The following is a 19681-nucleotide window of genomic DNA, read 5'->3' as shown; positions in this document are numbered from 1 at the left end:
CTCCGCCCCGGTTCTACGACGAGTTTGCTCGGCGTTACCGAACCGTCATCTCCCCGACAACAGCCCCGAATCCTGGATCGCCTCGGCCAACCGCTGCAGGACGGCCGGGTCGTGCGGTGGGGGCAGGTACACGATTGCCAGGTCGAGTCCCTCGGCGCCGAGCCCCGCCGCGGTGTCGATGACCTGGGCGTAGTCGAGGTCCTCGCCGAGGCGAACGTGGGCCGACAGGGTGATCTCCTTCGGGTCGCGTCCGATGTCCGCGCAGCGCGCCGCGAGCACGTCGCGCTTGCGGCCGAATTCCTCGGGCGTCCCGCCGACGAAGTTCCAGTGCTGGGCATAGCGGGCGGTGAGCGGCAGCGTGCGCTTCTCCCCGCTGCCACCGATGCAGATGGGCGGGTGCGGTCGCTGCGGCCCCTTGGGCTCGTTGTGGGCGTCTTTGAGCTGGTAGTACTTGCCGTCGAAGTTGGTGCTCTCCTGGCTGAGCAGGCTGATCAGCACCTGGCACGCTTCCTCGAACCGGTCGAACCGCTCCCGGATGCTGCCCAGCTCGATGCCGCAGGCGCCGGACTCCTCCTCGTTCCAGCCGGCGCCGATGCCGAGTTCGAGCCGCCCGTCGGAGATGACGTCGAGGGCCGCCGCCATATTCGCCAGGACCGCGGAATGGCGGTAGTGGATGCCGGTCACCAACGTGCCCAGCCGCAGCCGCTTGGTCGCCTGCGCCAGCGCGGTGAGCGTGGTCCAGCCCTCCAGGCACGGCCCGGTGCTGTCCGAAAAGATCGGGTAGAAGTGGTCGAACGTCCACCCGGACTCGAACACGTCGATATCGTCGGCGGCCTGCCAGACGGCAAGCATGCCGGCCCAGGTGGTGTTTTGCGATGAGGTTTTGAACGCGAATCGCATGTCATCGACGGTAGTCGAAGTTTATGAAGCGCAACTAAACTCGTGCGGACGATGACCACCGCGCTCGGGCTCGACACCAAGATCACCCTGCTCTGCGCCGGCCTGATCTTTTTGCTCACACTGGTTCTCGGCGTATGGAAGTACCGGCAGATCATGACGTCCGAGGACCACCGGGCGCATCCTTACGTCGATATCGCCCACCGGGCGGCGTTGCTCTACTCGTTCGCGACGTTGCTGTCGTTCGCGACGTTGCTGCTTGCGGTCTTCGTCGAACTCAGCGCCTGGCCGACTTCGGTCAACCTGACCGCGGCGCTGGTCGTCGTGTTCTTCTTCGTCGCGGCGATCGCGGCCTACATCGAACACGGTGCGCGTCGCGACATCGTCAACCAATTCGAGAACCCGGTGCGGGGACCGGGGTGTTGATGGCCCTGCTGATCGTCGGTGAGATCGGCGGCTTCGGGGTGGTGTTCGCCGGGTTCATCGCCGGGCAGCTGTGCTGAGCGGCCGGGCACACTGGAGCCATGGACCCGGTAGCCGCACTTCGGCAGATCGCCTACTACAAGGACCGCAGCCGCCAGGACCCCAAGCGTGTCAAGGCGTATCGCAACGCCGCCGACATCGTCGAACGACTGGACGACGCCGAGCGCGAGCGTCATGGGCAGGCCAACAGTTGGCAGACGTTGCCGGGCATCGGACCCAAGACCGCCAAGGTCATCGCCCAGGCCTGGGCCGGCCAGGAGCCCGACGCGTTGGTCGAATTACGTGCTGAGGCAACCGATCTCGGTGGCGGCGAGGTGCGTGCCGCGTTACGCGGCGATCTTCATCTGCATTCGAACTGGTCGGACGGGTCGGCCCCGATCGAAGAGATGATGGCCACCGCGGTGGCCCTGGGCCATGAGTACTGCGCGTTGACCGATCACTCGCCGCGTCTGACGATTGCCAACGGGCTGTCGCCGGAGCGGCTGCGCAAGCAGCTCGACGTGATCGAGGGGCTGCGGGACCAGTTCGCGCCGATGCGCATCCTCACCGGTATCGAGGTCGACATCCTCGAGGACGGCAGCCTGGACCAGGAGCCCGAGCTGCTGGAACGCCTCGACGTCGTGGTGGCCAGCGTGCACTCCAAACTGTCGATGGATGCGGCGGCGATGACCCGCCGGATGGTTCGCGCGGTCTCCGACGGGCACGCCGACGTGCTGGGCCACTGCACCGGCCGGCTGGTTGCCGGCAACCGCGGCATCCGGCCGGAATCGAAGTTCGACGCCGAGGCGGTCTTCACCGCCTGCCGGGACCACGGCACCGCGGTGGAGATCAACTCCCGTCCCGAACGCCGCGACCCGCCGACCCGGCTGCTGAACCTGGCAATGGAAATCGGCTGCGTGTTCAGCATCGACACCGACGCACACGCCCCCGGCCAGTTGGACTTCCTGGGGTATGGCGCCCAGCGCGCACTGGACGCCGGCGTTCCGGTCGACCGGATCGTCAACAGCTGGCCGGCCGACACGCTGCTGGCGTGGACGGGATCCCGCTGAGCGCTTCCGCGCGTACGGCTGGACGGTTTGGGCGGGCAGGAATCGTCAGTCGGGCAGATGTGGCATCTCCATGCCCGAATCGCGCCCGATCAACACCCCGCGGGTAAGCGCGGATTTGCCGAAGCGCCGGCGCACCTGGTCGACCGCGGCGTCGACCGCAAGCGAATTGGCGTCAAACGGCAGCATCAGCTGCTGGGCGCCGCTGCGGTCGATGCCCGACACCGCGAACCCGAGCAACGTCAACCCGCGTTGTGCGATCGCGGGTGCGGCCGAGGCGACCAGCTGCCGGGCAGCGGCCAGAATGGGCTGCGTCGACGACGTCGCCCACGGCAAGGTGCGGGACCGGGTCGCCCGGATGAAGTCGTCGAAGCGCAGCCGCAATACCACGGTGCGGCCCGTGCGTCCGGCGGCGCGCATCCGGGCGGTGATGCGGTCGATCAGGTTGACTACCACCGCGTCGATCTCGTTGGCGGACATGCGATTTCCGGCCCGGCCCAACGCCCGCTGGGCACCCACCGAGCGCCGTCGCACGCCGGTGTCGACCCGGCGCCGGTCGATGTTGCGCGACAGCGCATACAGTCGACGGCCCATCGCGACGCCCAGCAGCGAGGCCAATGTCGACTCGCTGAGCTCGGCGACCTCGGCCACGGTCGTGATGCCGTAACCGTGCAGCTTGTCGGCGGTCACCGCGCCCACGCCCCACAACCGTCGCACCGGCAGGGGCCGCAGAAACGCCAGTTCCTGATCGGGTGCCACCAGCAACAGCCCGTCCGGCTTGGCCTCCTGGCTGGCGACCTTGGCCAAGACCTTGGTGCGTGCGACGCCGACGGTGATCGGCAGGCCGACCCGCTCGCGCACGTCGGCTCGCAGCTGCGCCGCGATCTGGATTGGCGGGCCCGACACCCGGCGCAGGCCGCCCACGTCGAGGAACGCCTCGTCCACCGACAACGGCTCCACGATCGGCGTGGCGTCCCGGAACACCCCGAAGACCGCGTCGCTGGCCCGCGAATAGGCCGACATCCGCGGCGGCACCACGACGGCGCCGGGTCACGGCCGGCGGGCCTAGCGGCCACCCATCGCCGTGCGCACGCCATAGGCCTTGGCCTCGTAACTGGCGGCCAGCACGACGCCGCCGCCCACGATCACCGGGCGACCACGCAGCGTCGGATCGTCGCGCTGTTCCACGGACGCGTAGAATGAGTCCAGGTCCGCGTGCAGGATGGATGCCTCACACCGCACGAACACATGTTCGCACGCGATCGTGACAGCTAGCCCGATTCGCCGTAGATGCTGCTGAGCCAGACGTGCGTGAGGGTGTCGACCACCCGCTCGGCCGCCACCGCCGGGGTCTCGGCAGACAGCGCGGCCATCATCGTGCGCTCGTTCATCTGGTTCAGCGACGTCGCCAGGTCCGCCGCCGGGATGGTGTGCGGCGCGGCGCCGCGTTCCCGTTCGGCGGTGATCATGGCCGCCGTTTGGTCGATCCATTTCTGCATGAAGCCCGACCACACCGTGCGCAGCTCCGCGCTGGTGGCCAGGGCCTCGGTGGCGGTGCGGGCCACCGCGCGATGAGTGCTGAACGCGGTGAAGAACGCCTTGATACCGTTGCGCCACACCCGGCGCGGGTCGGTCGGCAGCCGCTGCACCGCGCCGTCGAATTCGGAATCGGCGCGCGCGATGACCGGCTCGAGCAGCGACAGCAGCACCGCCTCTTTGGACTTGAAATAGAAGTAGAACGTCGGACGCGAGATGCCGGCGCCTTTGGCCAGGTCATCGACCGAGATGTCAGCGAGTGAACGCTCTTCGAGGAGCCGCTCGGCGGTCGCGAGGATCGCCTGTTCACGGTCGTCGCCCGACGGACGCAGGGCGCGACGGCCGCGCAGGGCGCGAGTCTGGCCGGCGGTTGTCACACCCGCTACTTTACACACAGTCGATGGTTTCGACAGTATGTTGACTACCTCGACATAGCATTGATAGCCTGGGTCACATGACTGAGCACCTGGACGTCATCATCGTGGGCGCAGGCATCTCCGGCGTGAGCGCGGCCTGGCATCTGCAGGACCGCTGCCCGACCAAGAGCTACGCCATCCTGGAGCGTCGCGACGACCTCGGCGGCACCTGGGACCTGTTCAAATACCCGGGCATCCGGTCCGACTCGGACATGTTCACCCTCGGGTTCCGGTTCAAGCCGTGGCGCTCGGCGAAGTCGATCGCCGACGGCGCCGACATCAAGACCTACATCAAGGAAGCCGCGGTCGAGAACGGCATCGAGCAGCACATCCGCTACCGTCAGCGCGTCGTGGCCGCCGATTGGTCCGACGCCCACAACCACTGGACCCTGACCGTCGAGAGCGACGGCCAACAGCGTGAGATCACCTGTTCGTTCTTGTTGGCCTGTACCGGTTACTACAACTACGACGAGGGCTATTCGCCGACCTTCCCCGGCTCCGAGGACTTCGAGGGCACCATCGTCCATCCGCAACACTGGCCGGAAGACCTCGACTATGCGGGCAAGAAGATCGTCGTGATCGGGTCGGGTGCGACGGCGATCACGCTGATCCCCGCGCTGGTGAATTCCGGCTCCGGCCACGTGACGATGCTGCAGCGCTCACCGACCTACATCGGCTCACTACCCGGTGTCGACCCGTTCGCGGTGCGGGCCAACCGGCTGCTGCCGGACCGCCTGGCCCACCTGGCGAATCGCTGGAAAGCCATCCTTTTCAGCACTTTTCAGTACCAGCTGGCCCGTAAGCGGCCCGCCTACATGCGCAACCTGCTGATGACGATGGCGCAGCGGCGCCTGCCGGAAGGCTACGACGTCGAGAAGCACTTCGGGCCGAGCTACAACGTGTGGGACCAGCGGCTGTGCCTGGCCCCCGACGGGGACTTCTTCCGGGCCATCCGGCACGGCAAGGCCGACGTGGTCACCGACACCATCGACCGGTTCACCAAGACCGGGATCAACCTGAGCTCCGGCGAGGAGCTGCAGGCCGACATCATCGTCACCGCAACGGGTTTGAACATGCAGTTGCTGGGCGGCGTGCAGCCCACCCGCAACGGCCAGCCTTTCGACCTCACGTCGTTGATGACATACAAGGGCCTGATGTTCTCCGGCGTGCCGAACTTCGCCATCACCTTCGGTTACACCAACGCATCCTGGACGCTGAAGGCCGACCTGGTCTCCGAATTCGTGTGCCGCCTGCTGAACTACATGGACGCCAACGGCTTTGACAACGTCGAGCCGCAGCAGCCCGGCAAGGACGTCAAGGAACTGCCGTTCATGGACTTCAGCCCGGGCTACTTCCAGCGGTCGGTGCACCTGCTGCCCAAGTCGGGATCACGCGCGCCGTGGCGGCTCAAGCAGAACTATTTGTTCGACATGCGCACGATCCGTCGCGGCAAGGTCAACGACGAGGGCCTGCGCTTCACGAAAAAGCGTGTGCCAGTATCGGTTTAGCGTCTAGACCACGACGATGCCGTCGTCGTCGCTGTAGGCGATCTCGCCGGGCACGAACGTCACCCCACCGAGGCTGACCTCGACGTCGCGCTCGCCGACGCCACTCTTGCCGCTCTTGCGGGGATTGGTGCCCAGCGCCTTGATGCCGATGTCGATGTCGCGCAATGCCGCGGCGTCGCGCACCGCGCCGTTGATGATCAATCCCGTCCAGCCGTTGGACCGGCCGAGTTCGGCGATGAGGTCCCCGACCAGGGCGGTGTGCAGCGAACCTGCGCCGTCGACTACCAGCACCCCGCCCTCACCCGGTTGTGACAGAACGGATTTCAGCAGGGCGTTGTCCTGGAAGCAGCGCACGGTGCTGATCGGCCCGGCGAATTCGGAACGGCCGCCGAACTGGCGGAACTGAAGGTCACAGCTGCGGACGTCGGGCCCGATGCGATCGACCAGGTCGGCCGTCGCCTCAAACGACACGCTCATCAGCGGCGCCGCAGCTGACGGATGAGCAGGATCGCGAGCAGGCTCAGCGCGACAGCGACCACCACTGGCACATACGACTGGGCTGGCGCCGACTGCGGTATGTTCGCGGAGACCGGGTTGTTGGCGCCGTCCACGGTAGACTTCGCCTGCGCCGCGGCATCTTTGGCGGCAGCGGCGATTTCGCCATTGGGCGGCTGTGGCGGTTTTGGTGGCGTGGGCGCGGGGCTGCCGGCCGGCGCCTTCGCGGGTGCTTTCTTGGCCGGTGCTTTTTTGGCGGGTGCTTTTTGGGCGGCCTTGGCGGGCGGCGTCTTCGCCGGCGGCGTCGCCGCGCCGTTGGCCTCGCGGTCGGGCTGGTCTTGAGGGTCTGCCATGCGGCCGCTCCTTCGCAGCTTGCTCTCGGCATTGCTAGCGCCACCAAAAGTTACTCGGACCCCATCATGCCAGCCCGGGCGATCAGGCCCCGCCGACCAGGGCATCAGGCCTTGCGGCGCACGGTCCACAACAGGGCCGCGCCGACGATCCCGGCGGCCGCCGCGACAAACGGCCAGACGGGCAGGTCGTGGCCGGAGTCGCTCCTAGCGGCGGCGGGTCCCGGCGTGCCGGTACCGGCCACCGTCAGCCGAAACGTCCAGGACCCGGACACCACATGGCCGTCGGCGGACGTCACCCGGTAGTTCACCGTGTAGCTGCCCGCCGGTCCCAGTGGGCGCACCGCGACGCCGACGATCGCGCCCTGCACGGTGGTGTCTCCGGTGGACCAGACGTTGCCGTCCGGTCCGACGACGGTCATGGTCGCGAAGGTGGTCTGCAATCGCTCGTTGAAGGTCGCGCTGACCCGGTCCGGGCCGGTCGTGAGTGCCGCACCGTCGGCGGGCTCGGCCGACACCCGGGTGGCGTGGGCCGCCGCGACCGGCGCCGTCAGCGCGGCGAGGGACAGCGTGCCGGCCAGCAGCAGGCCCGCCCAGGCGACGACGACCAGCCGCCTCATATCCTGGGGCGGCGGACCAGCACCAGGGCTATGCCGAGGGCGGCGACCACCAGGGCGGCCCCGCCGAGCACGCGCGCGATGTTGTCCCCTGACGTCGCCGCGCCGCCGTGGTCGGTGGACGTGCCCGGGTGGTGGTGCTCATGCGGGCCGGCCGGCCCGGCGCCGAGGGTCAGCATGGGCGCCGGATGCTCGGGTTCACCGCCGCCCGGCAGCGGCTGCTGATCCCACTTGACGACCGTGCCGTCCGCGTAGCTCTGGGTGGCGGGGAAGCTGACGGTATCGGTGTCGGGCAGCTTCACCGAGATACGGAACAGCGCGAACTGGTCGGCGCCGATGCCGCCGCCCGGGGCGGCCGTCCACGTCACCGATCGCACGGTGCCCGATGCCGCGTCGCGGTCCAGCTTGGCCGTCCACCCGGGCATGGCTTCGGTGCGCGCGGACGCGACATTCGGAAGCGTGACGGTCAGTGCCGTGGTCGCGGCGCCCTTGTCGGATTCGTTGGGCACCTGGAAAGTGACGATCGCCATCGCTCCGCGGGCCGCATTGTCACTGCTGGCGTGGACGTGCGCCGCCGCCGTGACACTGGCCGCGCCGGCGTACAGCGCGGCGGCCGCGGAACCGACAACCAGGGCACGCGAGATCCACCTGTCGCGGAATGGCATGTCAGAACACTACTTTCAGGTCAGTCCGAGCCGAGCCATCAGATCTGCCTCGATGCCGTCGAGCTGGGTCGAGATCGCCGAGTGCGCCGCGCGCCGGCGCGCGGCCGGCATGTTCTCCGCTGCGGTCACCGCGGCCGACAAATCGGTGAGCCGCTCGGAGATGGCGGCCACGAACTGCTTGGTCTCGGCATCCTGGGGCTTCTTGTCCTGCACCATGCGCAATGACTTCTCCGAGCCGGCGATGCGCGCCGACAGTTGCGCGCCATGTCCGGAGAATTGGCCGATCTGCGCCAGCGGTATCCCGAGTTGATCCGCGCGCCGCTGGTCGATCACCGCGCGGACGGACATCGCCGCGCGGTAGATCACCGGCGTCAGGATCGGTGCCAACAGTCGCGACACCGTGAGCACCCGCCGGATTCGCGTCGGCGACAACAGCTTGCCCTCGCGCGCGGCTTTGAGTTCGGTCTCGGCGACTTTCAACGCCGCGCGGTCACTGTCACGCTGCGACTTGATCTGCGCCTTGAGGGCCTTGTCGGCGGCGCGGCACTCGGCCTTGAACCTGCGCGCCTGGTTCTTGGCGGCGAGCTTGGCTTCCAACTTGGCTCGAGCCTTGATCGCCCGGGCTTCGGCACGGCGTGTGGCGCGAGTCTTTCGCTTGCGAAACAGGCCCATTCCCGGCCGCCTCCCGGTGTCTTGTGGACTATCGCTGTCGCGTGTACACGATCCGTGAGGCCAACCCTAATCGGACCACGCCGGCGGCAGCCCAACAGGGCGGGCCGCGATCGGGCTAGGCGTCGAGGTGTTCGGCGCGGCGCAGTTCGTCGACGTGCTCGACGATGTCCTGCTGCGCCTGCGGGGACAGCCCGGCGGCGCGCAGGGCGATGCGGCGTACCCCGTCATCGCGCATCGTCGACATCCACGTCAGCTCCTTGTCGAGCTTTTCGTAGTACTCGTCGTCGGTGAAGTAGGCCGCCTTGATGCGGAAGAAGTTGGCCAGCGCGGCCATGGTGGCCGACGACGGGTTCGTGCGATTGCCGGAGCGTAGCTGCGACAGGTAGGGAGCCGACATCGTGATGCCCTCCGCCTTGAGTGCCGCGATCACCTCCGCAGAGGTGTGCGGCCCGCGTCCGGGTGGATACACCGTGTCGAACAAGCGGTTCAGGCGGGCGGCAAACGTCGTGCTCATCAATATGACCTCCACTGGGCTGTAGAAGTGAAACTATTACCTAAGTGTATTTGCTGACCATGGTAGCGAGTCTTCGAGTCCGCAACCAGGTGCAAAGGGGGGTGGGTTCGCTGATGGCGGCCCAGGCGTTCGCTGCATCCACACGTGTCGAGCGTCCAACTAAATGACGGCAGTGTCCATAAAGCGAACAAAACTCACAGGTTATCCGCAGAAAGCAAGTCTGGTAGTCGAGTGCTTCAGCGCGGCGCCCCGCGGTAGCGCAGGGTCTGGCCGGATGGTGTCGGGCGGATATCTCGCAACGGGCTGTTAGAAAAAACCTATCGAAAGGCTACTTTGCTGTCCGGTCCGATTTCGGCCTCTGTTAGAGGGTGAGGGTGCACCAAATCGCCCTCAGAGATACCACTGGGGGCGACTGCCGGGCCAGGTCGCCCGGCGCGACTCGGTGCCGCTGGATCCTAGACGGTTTCCGGCGGCCTCCCGGCGAGACAAGCGTCGCTGCGGCGTCGCCGCAGAGTTTGCGCCGTGGCCGTGGAAACGGCCGCCAGTGCCACCGCCACGGTGGTAGCGATGGCCACCGATCGCCAGCCGAGCGCGCCGTCGAACAGCATCCACAGGCCGAACTCGAGGAACAGCATGCTGGCCAACAGGTGCAGCAGCTGCTGGGGCAGGCGTCGGTGTAGCAGCATCCCGGCCCCGATCGCGAGCGCGTCGGCCAAGACCATGCCCAGGGTGCTGCCGATCCAGACGCCGGCCCAGTCGCGATCGCTGGCCAGTGTCACGGTCGCCAAGGTCGTCTTGTCACTCAGTTCGGCGAGTGCGAACGACGACACCACGGTCAGTAATACGAAGCGGGGCTGGGGTGCGTTCGACACCTCTTCGTCGGCGGTGCCTTCGCGCCATGCCCACCCGGCGAAAATCAGGAACGCGATCGCGGAGGCGAAGGCCATCGGCCGCGCCGGCAGTGTGGCGCCGAGGAGGTGACCGATCGCCACCGAAATCCCGTGCACGAAAAGGGCGGCGATCGTCACCCCGGGCAGCACCACCCACCACCGGAACCGCAACGCGTAGGTCATCGTGATGAGTGGAGACCTGTCGCCCAGTTCGGCGAGAAAGACCACTCCGAGACTCAAAAGTGTGGCGGCAAGCATCTTGGGTGACCTTTCGACGCGTCGTCGATAACCGCTGCGGTCATCGAACACCGGTCGAAGGTCTCGCCCACCGATCTGCCGGATCGGTTCGCCGGCCGGTCTATTCGCCAGTATGTCGACACGACGATTTGGGGCTACTCCCCTTCGCTAACGGTCTCAGGTTAGCGGTCAAATCGACAGCACGCCAGCAGGCAGCAAAGTTCGGACACCCGTATCTGTGGACTCGGTAGTCGAACTAAAACGTTTGAAATCCCTTATGCCGCAAGCAGCATGGCCAGAATCGCGGTGTCGGGATGGCTGATGGGGTCGACGCCGACGCGGCTCACCATCGACGTGATGGTGCTGTCGGCCTCGGCTTCGACCCAGGCTGCCCGGTGCTCCAATCCCAGATACGGCAACCCCGGCAGCAGGACGCAGCCCGACGCCGCTCCCGTGCATTCCGGCAACGACGGCGTGGTCTCCGACGGGGGATGCAGCATCAGCAATGCTGGCGGTTGATGGTCCGCGAAATAGCCTGGCTGGATTGCTGATTCACCGAACACGGTGCCCTCGGCCAGCACCAGGCCGACGGTGTCTGGTTCGGGCTCGTCGGGCAATTCTTCGCGGGCGCCGAATGCCGTTGTAGTGGAAAGCAATCCGGGCAATGAGGCGACCCGCACGGCCACCATCAACAATTGCGCCCATTCTTTGGTCGAGTCGGGCCAACGGCCAGAGATCACGAACCCTTTCAGGGCACCTCGAGCATGGAAGGGGGCAACCCCTATCGGCTGGCCTGAACCAGTTCCATCTCGACCTCCGCGCGACGCCTGATTCGATATAACCACGCTGGTAGCTCGAATAATTAAGAATGCCTGCGGTTTAGACCCGGTGCAACTCGACACGGCCGCGGCCGCCGACCTTCCGGCGAGCGCGGCAACCGGGGAAAGGCAAGGGCGCCACGCGATCCGCGTGACGCCCGTCCCTACCGGTTTGAATCAGCCGAAAATCAAGCCCTGAGTCTTCGACGTCGCGGCCGCGTAGCGTGACTGCACGTCTTCCCAGTTGACGACATTCCAGAACGCCTTGACGTAGTCGGCCTTGACGTTCTTGTACTGCAGGTAAAAGGCGTGCTCCCACATGTCGACCTGCAGCAGCGGGATGATGCCCAACGGCACGTTGGCCTGCTGGTCGTACAGCTGGAAGGTCAGCAACCGGTCATCGAGGGTGTCATAGCCGAGCACTGCCCAGCCCGAGCCCTGCAGGCCGTTGGCAGCCGCGCTGAACTGAGCGCGGAACTTGTCGAACGATCCGAACTGCTCGTCGATCGCGGCGGCGAGGTCCCCGGTCGGCTTGTCCCCGCCGTTCGGCGACAGGTTCTTCCACCAGATCGAGTGGTTGACGTGGCCGCCCAAGTGGAACGCGAGGTTCTTCTCGTTCAGGAAGATCGCGGCGTGGTCGTCATTGGCCCGAGCGTCTTCGAGTTTGGCAATCGCGTCGTTCAAGCCTTTGACGTAAGTCGCATGGTGCTTGCTGTGGTGGATCTCGTTGATCTGACCGGAGATGTGTGGTTCCAGCGCTGCGTAGTCCCAGTCCAAATCGGGCAGGGTGTATTCAGCCACGGCATTCCTTTCCTCGATATCGTCTTAACGCGCATTCGCACGGAGTCCGCCACGCGACAGGCTCAGCGTAATCAACCCTGCTCCATGACTGCACGCGCCGCAAGGATGACCCCTAGGGACCGGTAACCGGAGTACCCGCTCGGCCGGGTTTCAAGAGAAAAGAATCAAGACAAGACGATGAGCGCGAGCACCGCGAGCAACGCGAACGCGATCAGCCCGCCGCGCAGCGCCGCGACGCTGTAACTGTGGCTCCAGGCAGGCGATCCGGAATACGAGTTCGACGCGGCCGGGCAACCCGGACCGAACGAGTGCATTGCCATCAATCGCCTTTCACCTTTCGGTCACTCGCGAGTGAGGTGAGTCACAACATTTTTAGTGATGGCGATCATAACCCCTCGTGATGAGGTTGAGAAATGTCCCCGCCAGCAGCGCCGTGAACTGCGGGTTCACGTCGTCCGGTGGGGACGAGACCCCGGCCGGGCCGCAGGCGAGCGCCGGCTTCGAGGGCGTGGATCCGATCGGGTTGCAACGGCGGCCAATTCGCTCGGCTACCTGCTGGCCTGTCGATGGCGTGCCGAAAAAGCCCGGTAATTATCCACAGCTGGGGCCGGGGTTAACCGCAAGTGGCTGATTGATTGCCTCTGAACCCCGCCGCCCATGTGGATAAACCTGTGGAAACTGTGGATAGCCATGAGGTAGCTGTGACCTCCGCAACAGCTGCCGACGGCCGATTAATGCGCGCGACGGGGCGGCCCCGCGCGCCCCTGCCGGGGCTACGCTGGTCCGGTGATCCAGGTATGCTCGGCGTGCGGCACTCGGTGGAACGTGCGCCAACGTCGCCGCGAGTGGTGCCCCCGCTGTCGCGGCGCGCTGCTCGCGCCGCTGCCTGACGTGTCGGCGGCCGACCCGCGCTGGAGTACGCACGCCGGCCCGGCGGTGCCCGCTCGGCAGGCCGCGCCGCATCGAACCCCGCCGCGGTTACCGCCGGGCTTGCGGTGGATCGCGGTGCGTCCGGGCGCCGCGCCTCCCCCGCGGCGGCGACGGCGGGCACTGGGCCCCACACCCCGCTACACGGCGATTCCGTGTTGGGGGTTGGTCGACCGCGTCGAGCAGACCCCGGCCGGCGCCGTCGGTGTGCCCCCGGCGGGACCGTCGGCCGCGATGGTGCGCCTGGTGCTGTTCATCAGCGTGCTCGCGCTGGGCGGTGCGGCGCTGGCGTACGTCGCCCGGTATGCGCTGTTGGTCTACAACCGCAAGACCCTGCTGAACTCGGTGGTGGCGGCGGCCGCGGACTGGTTGGGAATGTTGGCCAGTGTGGCGGCGCTCGGCGCGCTGATCACCTCGGGCGTGTTCCTGATCCGGTGGCTGATCGCCCGACGGGCGGCGGTGTTCGCGCATTACGGCCTGTCCGATCATCGCTCGGTCCGCGCGTTGTGGGCCGGCTGCGCCGTCCCGCTGGCCAACCTGTTCTGGGCCCCGGTCTACGTCATCGAGCTGGCCATTCTCGACGACCACTACGGCCGGGTCCGCCGTCCGATTCTGCAGTGGTGGATCGCCTGGATCTTCAGCTACGCGGTGTCGATCTGGGCCATGATCACCAGCTTTGCCACCGATCCGCAGGGCGTCGCGAACAACATCGTCCTGATGGTCTTCGGGTACCTGATCGCGGCCGCGACGCTGGCCGCCATCGCCCGGGTTTTCGAGGGATTCGAACGCAAACCCGTCGCCCGGCCCGCGCATCGCTGGGTCGTGGTGCCCCCGGATCTCCCGGATCGGCCCGGCGAGTCGCCGGCTGCTCCGGTTGAGTTGAAGGGGGAGGAACCGGCAGCATAGGGGTATGACGTGGGCCGACGAGGTGGTCGCTGGGCATCCGTTTGTCGTTGCCCACCGCGGCGCCTCGGCCGCTCGCCCCGAACACACGCCGGCCGCCTACGACCTGGCCCTCAAAGAGGGCGCCGACGGCGTGGAGTGCGACGTGCGGCTGACCCGCGACGGACATTTGGTGTGTGTGCACGACCGCCGATTGGACCGGACCTCGACCGGGGCCGGGCTGGTCAGCACGATGACCCTCGCTCAGCTGCGCGAGTTCGAATTCGGTGCTTGGCACGACAGCTGGCGGCCCGACGGTACCCACGGTGACACCAGCCTGCTGACGCTGGATGCGCTGGTATCGCTGGTGCTCGACTGGAACCGGCCGGTGAAGATCTTCATCGAGACCAAGCATCCGGTCCGGTACGGCTCGCTGGTGGAAAGCAAGCTACTGGCGTTACTGCACCGCTACGGCATCGCCTCGCCGGCCTCCGCGGACCGCTCCCGTGCGGTGGTGATGTCGTTTTCGGCCGCGGCCGTCTGGCGAATCCGGCGGGCGGCACCGCTGCTGCCGACGGTGCTGCTCGGCCGGAACGCTCGCTACCTCACCAGCAGCGCGGCCACCGCCGTCGGGGCCACCGCCGTCGGGCCGTCGCTCGACGCGCTGAAAGACTATCCGCAGCTGGTGGATCGCGCCGCCGCCCAGGGCCGGGCCGTGTACTGCTGGACCGTCGACGGGTACGACGACGTCGACTTCTGCCGCGACGTCGGGGTGGCCTGGATCGCCACCAATCACCCCGGCCGCACCAAAACCTGGCTGGAAACCGCGCGGACCCTCGACAACAGGGGCTAGACCGGCGAGACGAGATAGCCGCCCGCGGCCGGTGGGGCGCTGGCGCTGATGCCTTGCGTGGCCACCTCGCGGGCGACGAAGTTCTCCAAGTCGAAGAGGTTGGCTCCCGCCCGATCCGACACCGTCACCAGCGTCTTCATCACCGCTACCTCTTCGACCTGCTCCTGCAGGAACCACTGCATGAACTGTTCGCCGAGGTAATCGCCCTCGTCGCGGGCCACCCGCGCCAGCTGGGTTATCTGGTCGGTGACGACTCGTTCCTGCTCGAGGGCCAGCACCAGCGCGTCGCGCGGTTGGTCGAACTGATTGCGCACCGCGGCGACGCCGGTGATCTCGACCGGCACGTCGCGGTCCAGCAGATGCTGCACCAGCATCATGGCGTGATTGCGTTCCTCGAGCGCCCGGCCGTAAAAATGCTTCGCTAATTGTGGCAGTTCGGCAGCGCTGAAATAAACGGCAATTGCAACGTATTGCTGAGAGCTCGTGAATTCATGAGAAATCTGTTCCTGGAGTAATGAGTGGAACTTAGACTTGTAAGTGCCGGTCTCCGTCATGGCAGTAGCTTAGCGCAGCTCGTAGGCCATTGCAAAGCGTACCGGAGCGACTCAAAAAAGCCGCACGGCCGCTATTTGTTAAGGCCTGGTCTACCGAGGTATAGAAAGGCTGGATTACGCTGAGCGCATTTCGGAGAATTGCGCCGTGTATTAGTGTCGGAAAATCATTGTCCGTCGAGCGCGGCGGCGGGCACCGGTTCGTCGGCGGCCAGCGCGTCGAACAGCCTGCTCGCCACTTCGTGGTTCCACACCACCACCGAGCCGGAGCTGTTGCTGGTGAAGTCGCCGATTGGAACGGTCAGCGTGGTGGTGGATCCGCGCAGTGCCCAACCCAGCCGGGCCAGGTCCCACACGTGATCGCCGTCGTCGACCGTCAGCGCGTCGGCCGCGGCGTGCGGCACCGCATACCACCGCCACGGGTTGAGCCACACCGACGGGCTGGCGGCGCGCCGCAGCAGCGCCGAGACGAACTGCCGCTGGTTGACCATCCGGTCCAGGTCCGCGCGCGGGGTGTTACGGGTCCGGACGTACCCGAGTGCGGTGCGCCCGTGCAGCGTCTGGCAGCCGGCGGGCAGGTCGATGCTGGCCAGTGGGTCGCCGACCGGTGCGGTCGGGCAGACCGTGATGCCGCCGAGGGCGTCCACCAGATTCGCGAACCCGCCGAATCCGATCTCGGCGTAGTGGTCCAGGCGCAGGCCGGTGGCCTGCTTCACCGTCTGGGTCAGCAAAGCTGCCCCGCCGATCCCGAACGCGGAGTTGATCTTGTCCTTGCCGTGCCCCGGGATCGGCACGAACGAGTCGCGCGGTATCGACACCATGGTCGTCGGGGTGCGCGACGCGGGCGCGGGGAGGTGAATCAGCAGGATGGTGTCGGTGCGAGTGCTGCCCACGTCGCCGCCGGTGGCCAGGTCCTCCTGCTGTTGGGCGGACAGGCCTGCGCGGCTGTCCGAGCCGACGAGCAGCCAGTTGGTGCCGCGACCGGACGCGGGCCGGCCGGCGTAGCCCGTCAACACCGCCTTGCGATGCAGCGTCGTGTCTTACCACCAGCCGCCGCCCACCACGACGGCGCTGGCCAGCAGCACACCGACCAGCAACGTCGACGCGACGACCCGGCCCCAGCGGCGCTTTTTGCGCTTGCGGTGCACGCCGGGCAGGTCGGACCGGTGCACCGGCCGCGCGACGCGGGGAAGCGGCACGGTCTCGTCGGTGGGCCGACGGATCCTGGTAGCGGTGCAGCACCGGCGGCGGCTCAGGGCGCGGATCCCGCGGCGAAACCGGCCGCGGAGGCCGGCGGACGAAGCGGGGATCGGTCGCCGTTCACTCGGCTAACTTACGCGGCCGGCTCGTCGCGGCAACCGTACGGCGCGCCAGGCTACGGGCGGGCGCGCAGGCCGTTGATGAAGGGGCAACCCATCAGCACGCGAATGGCCTGGCTCAACCCGGTCATGTCGTCGACCGGTTTGTGGAACGGCAGCCGGATGTCGTGGTCGTCGCCGTCGCTGCCCTCGACGCGGAACCGCACGCCGTAGCGGTCCAGCCCGAGCGGGCGGACATTTCCGCGCCGCATCGGCGCCGGCAACCGGGACACCAAGCGGGCGACCACGTCGCCGTGGGCGTTGTCGAGGTGCCACAGCAGGCTCGACTCGATCGCGCAGAACGGGTCGGGCCGGGCCGCCAGCAGGTCGTGGATACTGAAAGGCTCGGCGCCGGTGGCGTCGGTGACCACGACGGAGGCGATCTCCAGCCGGAACAGCGTGTAACGGTTGTCGCCCGGGGTGGCCGGCATGCATTTCGGGGTTTCGACCTGCAGCAGTGCCGGATGCGGGCATTCGCTGGCGATCACGTCGAGGGTGGCGTTGACGTCGGACGGCGGGACCTGGCGCAGGTCGCCGCGGACCCACACCAGCGAGCGGACCGGCTCCCGCAGCGGCAGCGGCGCGTAATCGGTGAGCTCGAGCAGTGCCGGGGATCCGCAGACCCGGCCGCCGGTCGCACTGTCGCTGGGCAGGGCGACGGCGAAGGATCCGTCCTGCAGCAGGTGGTGCACCGGCGTGGGCACCGGGTCCTCGCGCTCGACCGCGAGCAACGCACCGCCGGCCCGGGCGCAGGCGCTGCGGATACGTTCGGCAGTCGTCGGCGCGGCGCTGGTCAGCGGTAACATCGTTCTCCTCGTCGCTTAGGTAAGCCTACATTAACTTAGATCGTAGGTCGAAGCAAGGCCCCTTTTCGGTTGTGGCCACTAGGGTTGTCCTCGTGGTTGGCATCACTTACCTCGGTCCCGAAGGGACTTTCACCGAGGCGGCCCTGTTGCAGATGCTGGCCGCCGGCTTGATCCCCGACCAGCAGCTGGGCCCGGTCCAGCGGACACCGATCGACAGCACGCCCGCGGCGCTCGAGGCCGTCCGCAACCGCGAAAGCGACTACGCGTGCGTGCCGATCGAGAACTCGATCGACGGCACGGTGGTGCCGACCTTGGACAGTCTGGCGAACGGCTCGCCGATGCAGATTTTCGCCGAGACGACGCTGGATGTGGCGTTCAGCATCGTCGTCAAACCCGGCCTCGGGAAAACACTCAGCGCCGCGGATATCAAGACGCTGGCCGCCTTTCCCGTGGCCGCGGCCCAGGTGCGCCGCTGGTTGGCCGCCAACCTGCCCGGCGCCGAGCTGTGGCCGGCCTACTCCAACGCCGACGCCGCGCGGCAGGTGGCCAAGGGCGGGGCCGACGGCGCGGTGACCTCGCCGCTGGCCGCCACGCACTGGAAGCTCGAGGCCCTGGCCGAGGGCGTTGTCGACGAAGCCAACGCCCGGACGCGGTTCGTCTTGGTGGGCCTGCCGGGACCGCCGCCGGTGCGCACCGGAGCCGATCGCACTTCGGTGGTGCTGCGGATCGAGAATGCCCCGGGCGCGCTGCTCGCCGCGCTGGGTGAGTTCGCCATCCGCGATATCGACCTGACCCGCATCGAATCCCGGCCGACCCGAACCGAACTCGGCACCTATCAGTTCTTCGCCGACTGCGCCGGCCACATCGACGACGATGCCGTCGCCGAGGCACTCAAGGCGCTGCACCGACGTTGTGTGGATGTGCGGTATCTGGGTTCCTGGCCCACGGGTTCGGCCACGGGCATCGGGCCACCACCACCAGACGAGGCGTCGCGTTGGCTCGCGCGGCTGCGGGAGGGTAAACCCGAGCAGACCGATGCGTCCGGCGGGGGGATTTAGACGATGAGCGGTCGGTTGGTGCTGGTTCGGCACGGCCAGTCCTTCGGCAATGTCGAGCGGCGGCTGGACACCCGGCCCCCCGGTACGGATCTGACGCCGACGGGCCGCGACCAGGCCCGGGCGTTCGCCCTCGACGCCGGACGGCCGGGGCTGCTCGCCCACTCGGTGGCCAACCGGGCGTCGCAGACGGCCGAGGTGATCGGCGCACAGCTCGACGTTGCTCCGCGGGAAGTCGCGGGGATACACGAAGTTCAGGTCGGCGTCCTGGAGAACCGCAACGACGACGAGGCGGTCGCGGAGTTCAACGCCATCTACGAACGGTGGCAGCACGGCGAGCTCGACGTGCCGTTGCCCGGCGGGGAAACCGCCAACGAGGTGCTGGATCGCTACGTGCCGGTGCTCACCGACTTGCGGATACGCTACCTCGACAACCACGACTGGACCAGCGACATCGTCGTCGTCAGCCACGGCGCGGCGATCCGGCTGGTGTCCGCGGTGCTGGCCGGGGTGGACGCGAACTTCGCCCTGGACAACCACCTCGGCAACGCCGAATCGGTGGTGTTGGCCCCGATCACCGACGGGCGGTGGAGCTGCCTGCGGTGGGGCACGCTGACGCCGCCGTTCTACTCCGAACCCGAGGCGACACCCGTCGCAGACGCGCTGCGCTCGGGCACCGATCCGATGGGCTGATCAGACCGCCAGCGCGATCAATTCCGCGCAGGTGCAGCCGACGGCGTCGCAATCGATGACGAACGTGTGCGCCAGCAGCTCGGGGCTGACGCAGTCCGGCTCGGTGCACTCCGAACGGCGCAACGCGTGGCGAATGATGGTGCCGTGGCAGTGTTCTAGGCCTGCCCGGCAGTCGCGGCATTCTGCGCTCATAGCCCGTTCCTAGCACCCGGGGCCGACAAATCGGCGACGCCGCGCCCGGCCAGCGGCGGATTTCTAACCCCAACCGAGTTCCTCGAGCCGCGCGTCGTCGATGCCGAAATGGTGGGCGATTTCGTGGATCACGGTGATCGCCACCTCCTCGACGACGTCGTCGTCGGAGTCGCAGATATCCAGCAGCGCCTCACGGTAGATCGTGATCGCGTCCGGCAGGGATCCGCCGTAGTCGGAGTCGCGTTCGGTCAACGCCACCCCTTCGTAGAGGCCCAACAGGTCGGGCTCCTCGGGATTGCGGTCTTCGACGAGTATGACGACGTTGTCCATCGCGGCCGCCAACTGCTCGGGGATCAGGTCGAGGGCGTCGGAGACCAGTTCGTCGAACCGCTGCGGATCCATCCGCACGGCCACCGCGG

At 67.4% G+C, this 19681-nt stretch carries 23 protein-coding genes and 3 pseudogenes; 7 read left to right on the top strand and 19 right to left on the bottom strand.

The window, feature by feature from the left end; translation table 11 throughout:
• Positions 1-45: 45 nt before the first annotated feature.
• Entirely contained in the window at positions 46-900 is an 855-nt protein-coding gene (locus T428_RS0119740; protein WP_025737848.1) for an LLM class F420-dependent oxidoreductase, read from the bottom strand.
• 51 nt (positions 901-951) lie between these two features.
• Between T428_RS0119740 and T428_RS29615 the strand changes: the two are divergent.
• Together T428_RS29615 and T428_RS0119730 are read left to right on the top strand one after the other, a co-directional pair.
• A pseudogene (locus T428_RS29615) lies at positions 952-1400 on the top strand (hypothetical protein).
• Between the two features lie 21 nt (positions 1401-1421).
• Positions 1422-2429, top strand: a complete 1008-nt coding sequence (locus tag T428_RS0119730) for a PHP domain-containing protein (RefSeq protein ID WP_025737847.1) — start codon at positions 1422-1424, stop codon at positions 2427-2429.
• Positions 2430-2474: 45 nt separating this feature from the next.
• Here the strand turns inward: T428_RS0119730 and dinB are convergent.
• Together dinB and T428_RS0119720 are read right to left on the bottom strand one after the other, a co-directional pair.
• Positions 2475-3674 (bottom strand): annotated as a pseudogene (gene dinB, locus T428_RS29610) (DNA polymerase IV).
• Positions 3675-3697: 23 nt separating this feature from the next.
• On the bottom strand, positions 3698-4339 hold the full coding sequence (locus T428_RS0119720) for a TetR/AcrR family transcriptional regulator (protein WP_025737846.1): 642 nt from the start codon (positions 4337-4339) through the stop codon (positions 3698-3700).
• 77 nt (positions 4340-4416) lie between these two features.
• Here T428_RS0119720 and T428_RS0119715 point away from each other — a divergent pair, with 77 nt between their 5' ends.
• Entirely contained in the window at positions 4417-5886 is a 1470-nt protein-coding gene (locus T428_RS0119715; RefSeq protein WP_025737845.1) for a flavin-containing monooxygenase, read from the top strand.
• 3 nt (positions 5887-5889) lie between these two features.
• Here the strand turns inward: T428_RS0119715 and rraA are convergent, their stop codons facing one another.
• The 10 genes from rraA to T428_RS33315 all read right to left on the bottom strand — a co-directional run bounded on the left by rraA (position 5890) and on the right by T428_RS33315 (position 12259).
• Positions 5890-6363, bottom strand: coding sequence for a ribonuclease E activity regulator RraA (gene rraA, locus T428_RS0119710; RefSeq protein WP_025737844.1), 474 nt, complete (start codon positions 6361-6363; stop codon positions 5890-5892).
• Positions 6363-6734, bottom strand: a complete 372-nt coding sequence (locus T428_RS0119705; protein ID WP_025737843.1) for an Rv3852 family protein — start codon at positions 6732-6734, stop codon at positions 6363-6365. Before T428_RS0119705 ends, rraA begins: the two co-directional genes overlap by 1 nt.
• Positions 6735-6838: 104 nt before the next feature.
• Entirely contained in the window at positions 6839-7351 is a 513-nt protein-coding gene (locus T428_RS0119700; RefSeq protein ID WP_025737842.1) for a copper resistance CopC family protein, read from the bottom strand.
• On the bottom strand, positions 7348-8013 hold the full coding sequence (locus T428_RS0119695; RefSeq protein WP_025737841.1) for a YcnI family protein: 666 nt from the start codon (positions 8011-8013) through the stop codon (positions 7348-7350). Before T428_RS0119695 ends, T428_RS0119700 begins: the two co-directional genes overlap by 4 nt.
• Before the next feature lie 15 nt (positions 8014-8028).
• Entirely contained in the window at positions 8029-8685 is a 657-nt protein-coding gene (locus tag T428_RS0119690; protein WP_025737840.1) for a DUF6474 family protein, read from the bottom strand.
• A 115-nt stretch (positions 8686-8800) separates the two neighbouring features.
• Positions 8801-9199, bottom strand: coding sequence for a helix-turn-helix transcriptional regulator (locus tag T428_RS0119685; RefSeq protein ID WP_025737839.1), 399 nt, complete (start codon positions 9197-9199; stop codon positions 8801-8803).
• Between the two features lie 455 nt (positions 9200-9654).
• Positions 9655-10347, bottom strand: a complete 693-nt coding sequence (locus tag T428_RS0119680; RefSeq protein ID WP_025737838.1) for a TMEM165/GDT1 family protein — start codon at positions 10345-10347, stop codon at positions 9655-9657.
• Positions 10348-10601: 254 nt separating this feature from the next.
• The gene (locus T428_RS0119675) at positions 10602-11165 is read right to left on the bottom strand and encodes a hypothetical protein (RefSeq protein ID WP_051465289.1); all 564 of its coding nucleotides are present in this window, start codon (positions 11163-11165) and stop codon (positions 10602-10604) included.
• A 156-nt stretch (positions 11166-11321) separates the two neighbouring features.
• Positions 11322-11945 (bottom strand): superoxide dismutase, encoded by a 624-nt coding sequence (locus tag T428_RS0119670; protein ID WP_025737836.1) that lies wholly within the window; start codon positions 11943-11945, stop codon positions 11322-11324.
• Positions 11946-12109: 164 nt separating this feature from the next.
• The gene (locus T428_RS33315; RefSeq protein WP_169733677.1) at positions 12110-12259 is read right to left on the bottom strand and encodes a hypothetical protein; all 150 of its coding nucleotides are present in this window, start codon (positions 12257-12259) and stop codon (positions 12110-12112) included.
• A gap of 472 nt (positions 12260-12731) precedes the next feature.
• Here T428_RS33315 and T428_RS0119660 point away from each other — a divergent pair, with 472 nt between their 5' ends.
• Positions 12732-13778, top strand: coding sequence for a DUF4328 domain-containing protein (locus tag T428_RS0119660; RefSeq protein WP_084298800.1), 1047 nt, complete (start codon positions 12732-12734; stop codon positions 13776-13778).
• A gap of 4 nt (positions 13779-13782) precedes the next feature.
• Positions 13783-14607, top strand: coding sequence for a glycerophosphodiester phosphodiesterase (locus T428_RS0119655; protein WP_025737834.1), 825 nt, complete (start codon positions 13783-13785; stop codon positions 14605-14607).
• Here the strand turns inward: T428_RS0119655 and T428_RS0119650 are convergent.
• The 4 genes from T428_RS0119650 to T428_RS0119640 all read right to left on the bottom strand — a co-directional run bounded on the left by T428_RS0119650 (position 14604) and on the right by T428_RS0119640 (position 17322).
• Positions 14604-15161: a ferritin gene (locus T428_RS0119650; RefSeq protein WP_025737833.1), complete on the bottom strand. Its 558-nt coding sequence runs from the start codon at positions 15159-15161 to the stop codon at positions 14604-14606. The two genes, T428_RS0119655 and T428_RS0119650, sit on opposite strands and share 4 nt — an antisense overlap.
• A 164-nt stretch (positions 15162-15325) precedes the next feature.
• Positions 15326-16174 carry an LCP family protein gene (locus T428_RS29605; RefSeq protein WP_245604994.1) on the bottom strand — a complete coding sequence of 283 codons (849 nt, stop codon included), beginning with the start codon at positions 16172-16174 and terminating at the stop codon, positions 15326-15328.
• 24 nt (positions 16175-16198) lie between these two features.
• Complete coding sequence (locus T428_RS36180; protein WP_245604993.1) at positions 16199-16357, bottom strand: hypothetical protein; 159 nt, start codon at positions 16355-16357, stop codon at positions 16199-16201.
• Between the two features lie 176 nt (positions 16358-16533).
• The gene (locus tag T428_RS0119640) at positions 16534-17322 is read right to left on the bottom strand and encodes a DUF2470 domain-containing protein (RefSeq protein ID WP_025737832.1); all 789 of its coding nucleotides are present in this window, start codon (positions 17320-17322) and stop codon (positions 16534-16536) included.
• A gap of 92 nt (positions 17323-17414) precedes the next feature.
• Here T428_RS0119640 and pheA point away from each other — a divergent pair, with 92 nt between their 5' ends.
• Together pheA and T428_RS0119630 are read left to right on the top strand one after the other, a co-directional pair.
• Positions 17415-18380 (top strand): prephenate dehydratase, encoded by a 966-nt coding sequence (gene pheA, locus T428_RS0119635; protein WP_025737831.1) that lies wholly within the window; start codon positions 17415-17417, stop codon positions 18378-18380.
• Between the two features lie 3 nt (positions 18381-18383).
• Complete coding sequence (locus T428_RS0119630; protein ID WP_025737830.1) at positions 18384-19070, top strand: histidine phosphatase family protein; 687 nt, start codon at positions 18384-18386, stop codon at positions 19068-19070.
• On the opposite strand, the gene T428_RS0119625 is transcribed toward T428_RS0119630, so the two are convergent.
• Both T428_RS0119625 and T428_RS0119620 read right to left on the bottom strand, forming a co-directional pair.
• Positions 19071-19262 (bottom strand): hypothetical protein, encoded by a 192-nt coding sequence (locus T428_RS0119625; RefSeq protein WP_025737829.1) that lies wholly within the window; start codon positions 19260-19262, stop codon positions 19071-19073. It abuts the gene before it with no gap.
• Positions 19259-19676: pseudogene (locus T428_RS0119620) on the bottom strand (metallopeptidase family protein). The gene T428_RS0119625 and the pseudogene T428_RS0119620 overlap by 4 nt, the downstream one beginning before the upstream one ends.
• Between the last annotated feature and the right edge of the window lie 5 nt (positions 19677-19681).

The sequence above is a fragment of the Mycobacterium genavense ATCC 51234 genome, assembly GCF_000526915.1.
In the GTDB taxonomy this organism is placed as follows: Bacteria; Actinomycetota; Actinomycetes; order Mycobacteriales; family Mycobacteriaceae; genus Mycobacterium; species Mycobacterium genavense.
This window is presented reverse-complemented; position numbering and strand designations above follow the sequence as displayed.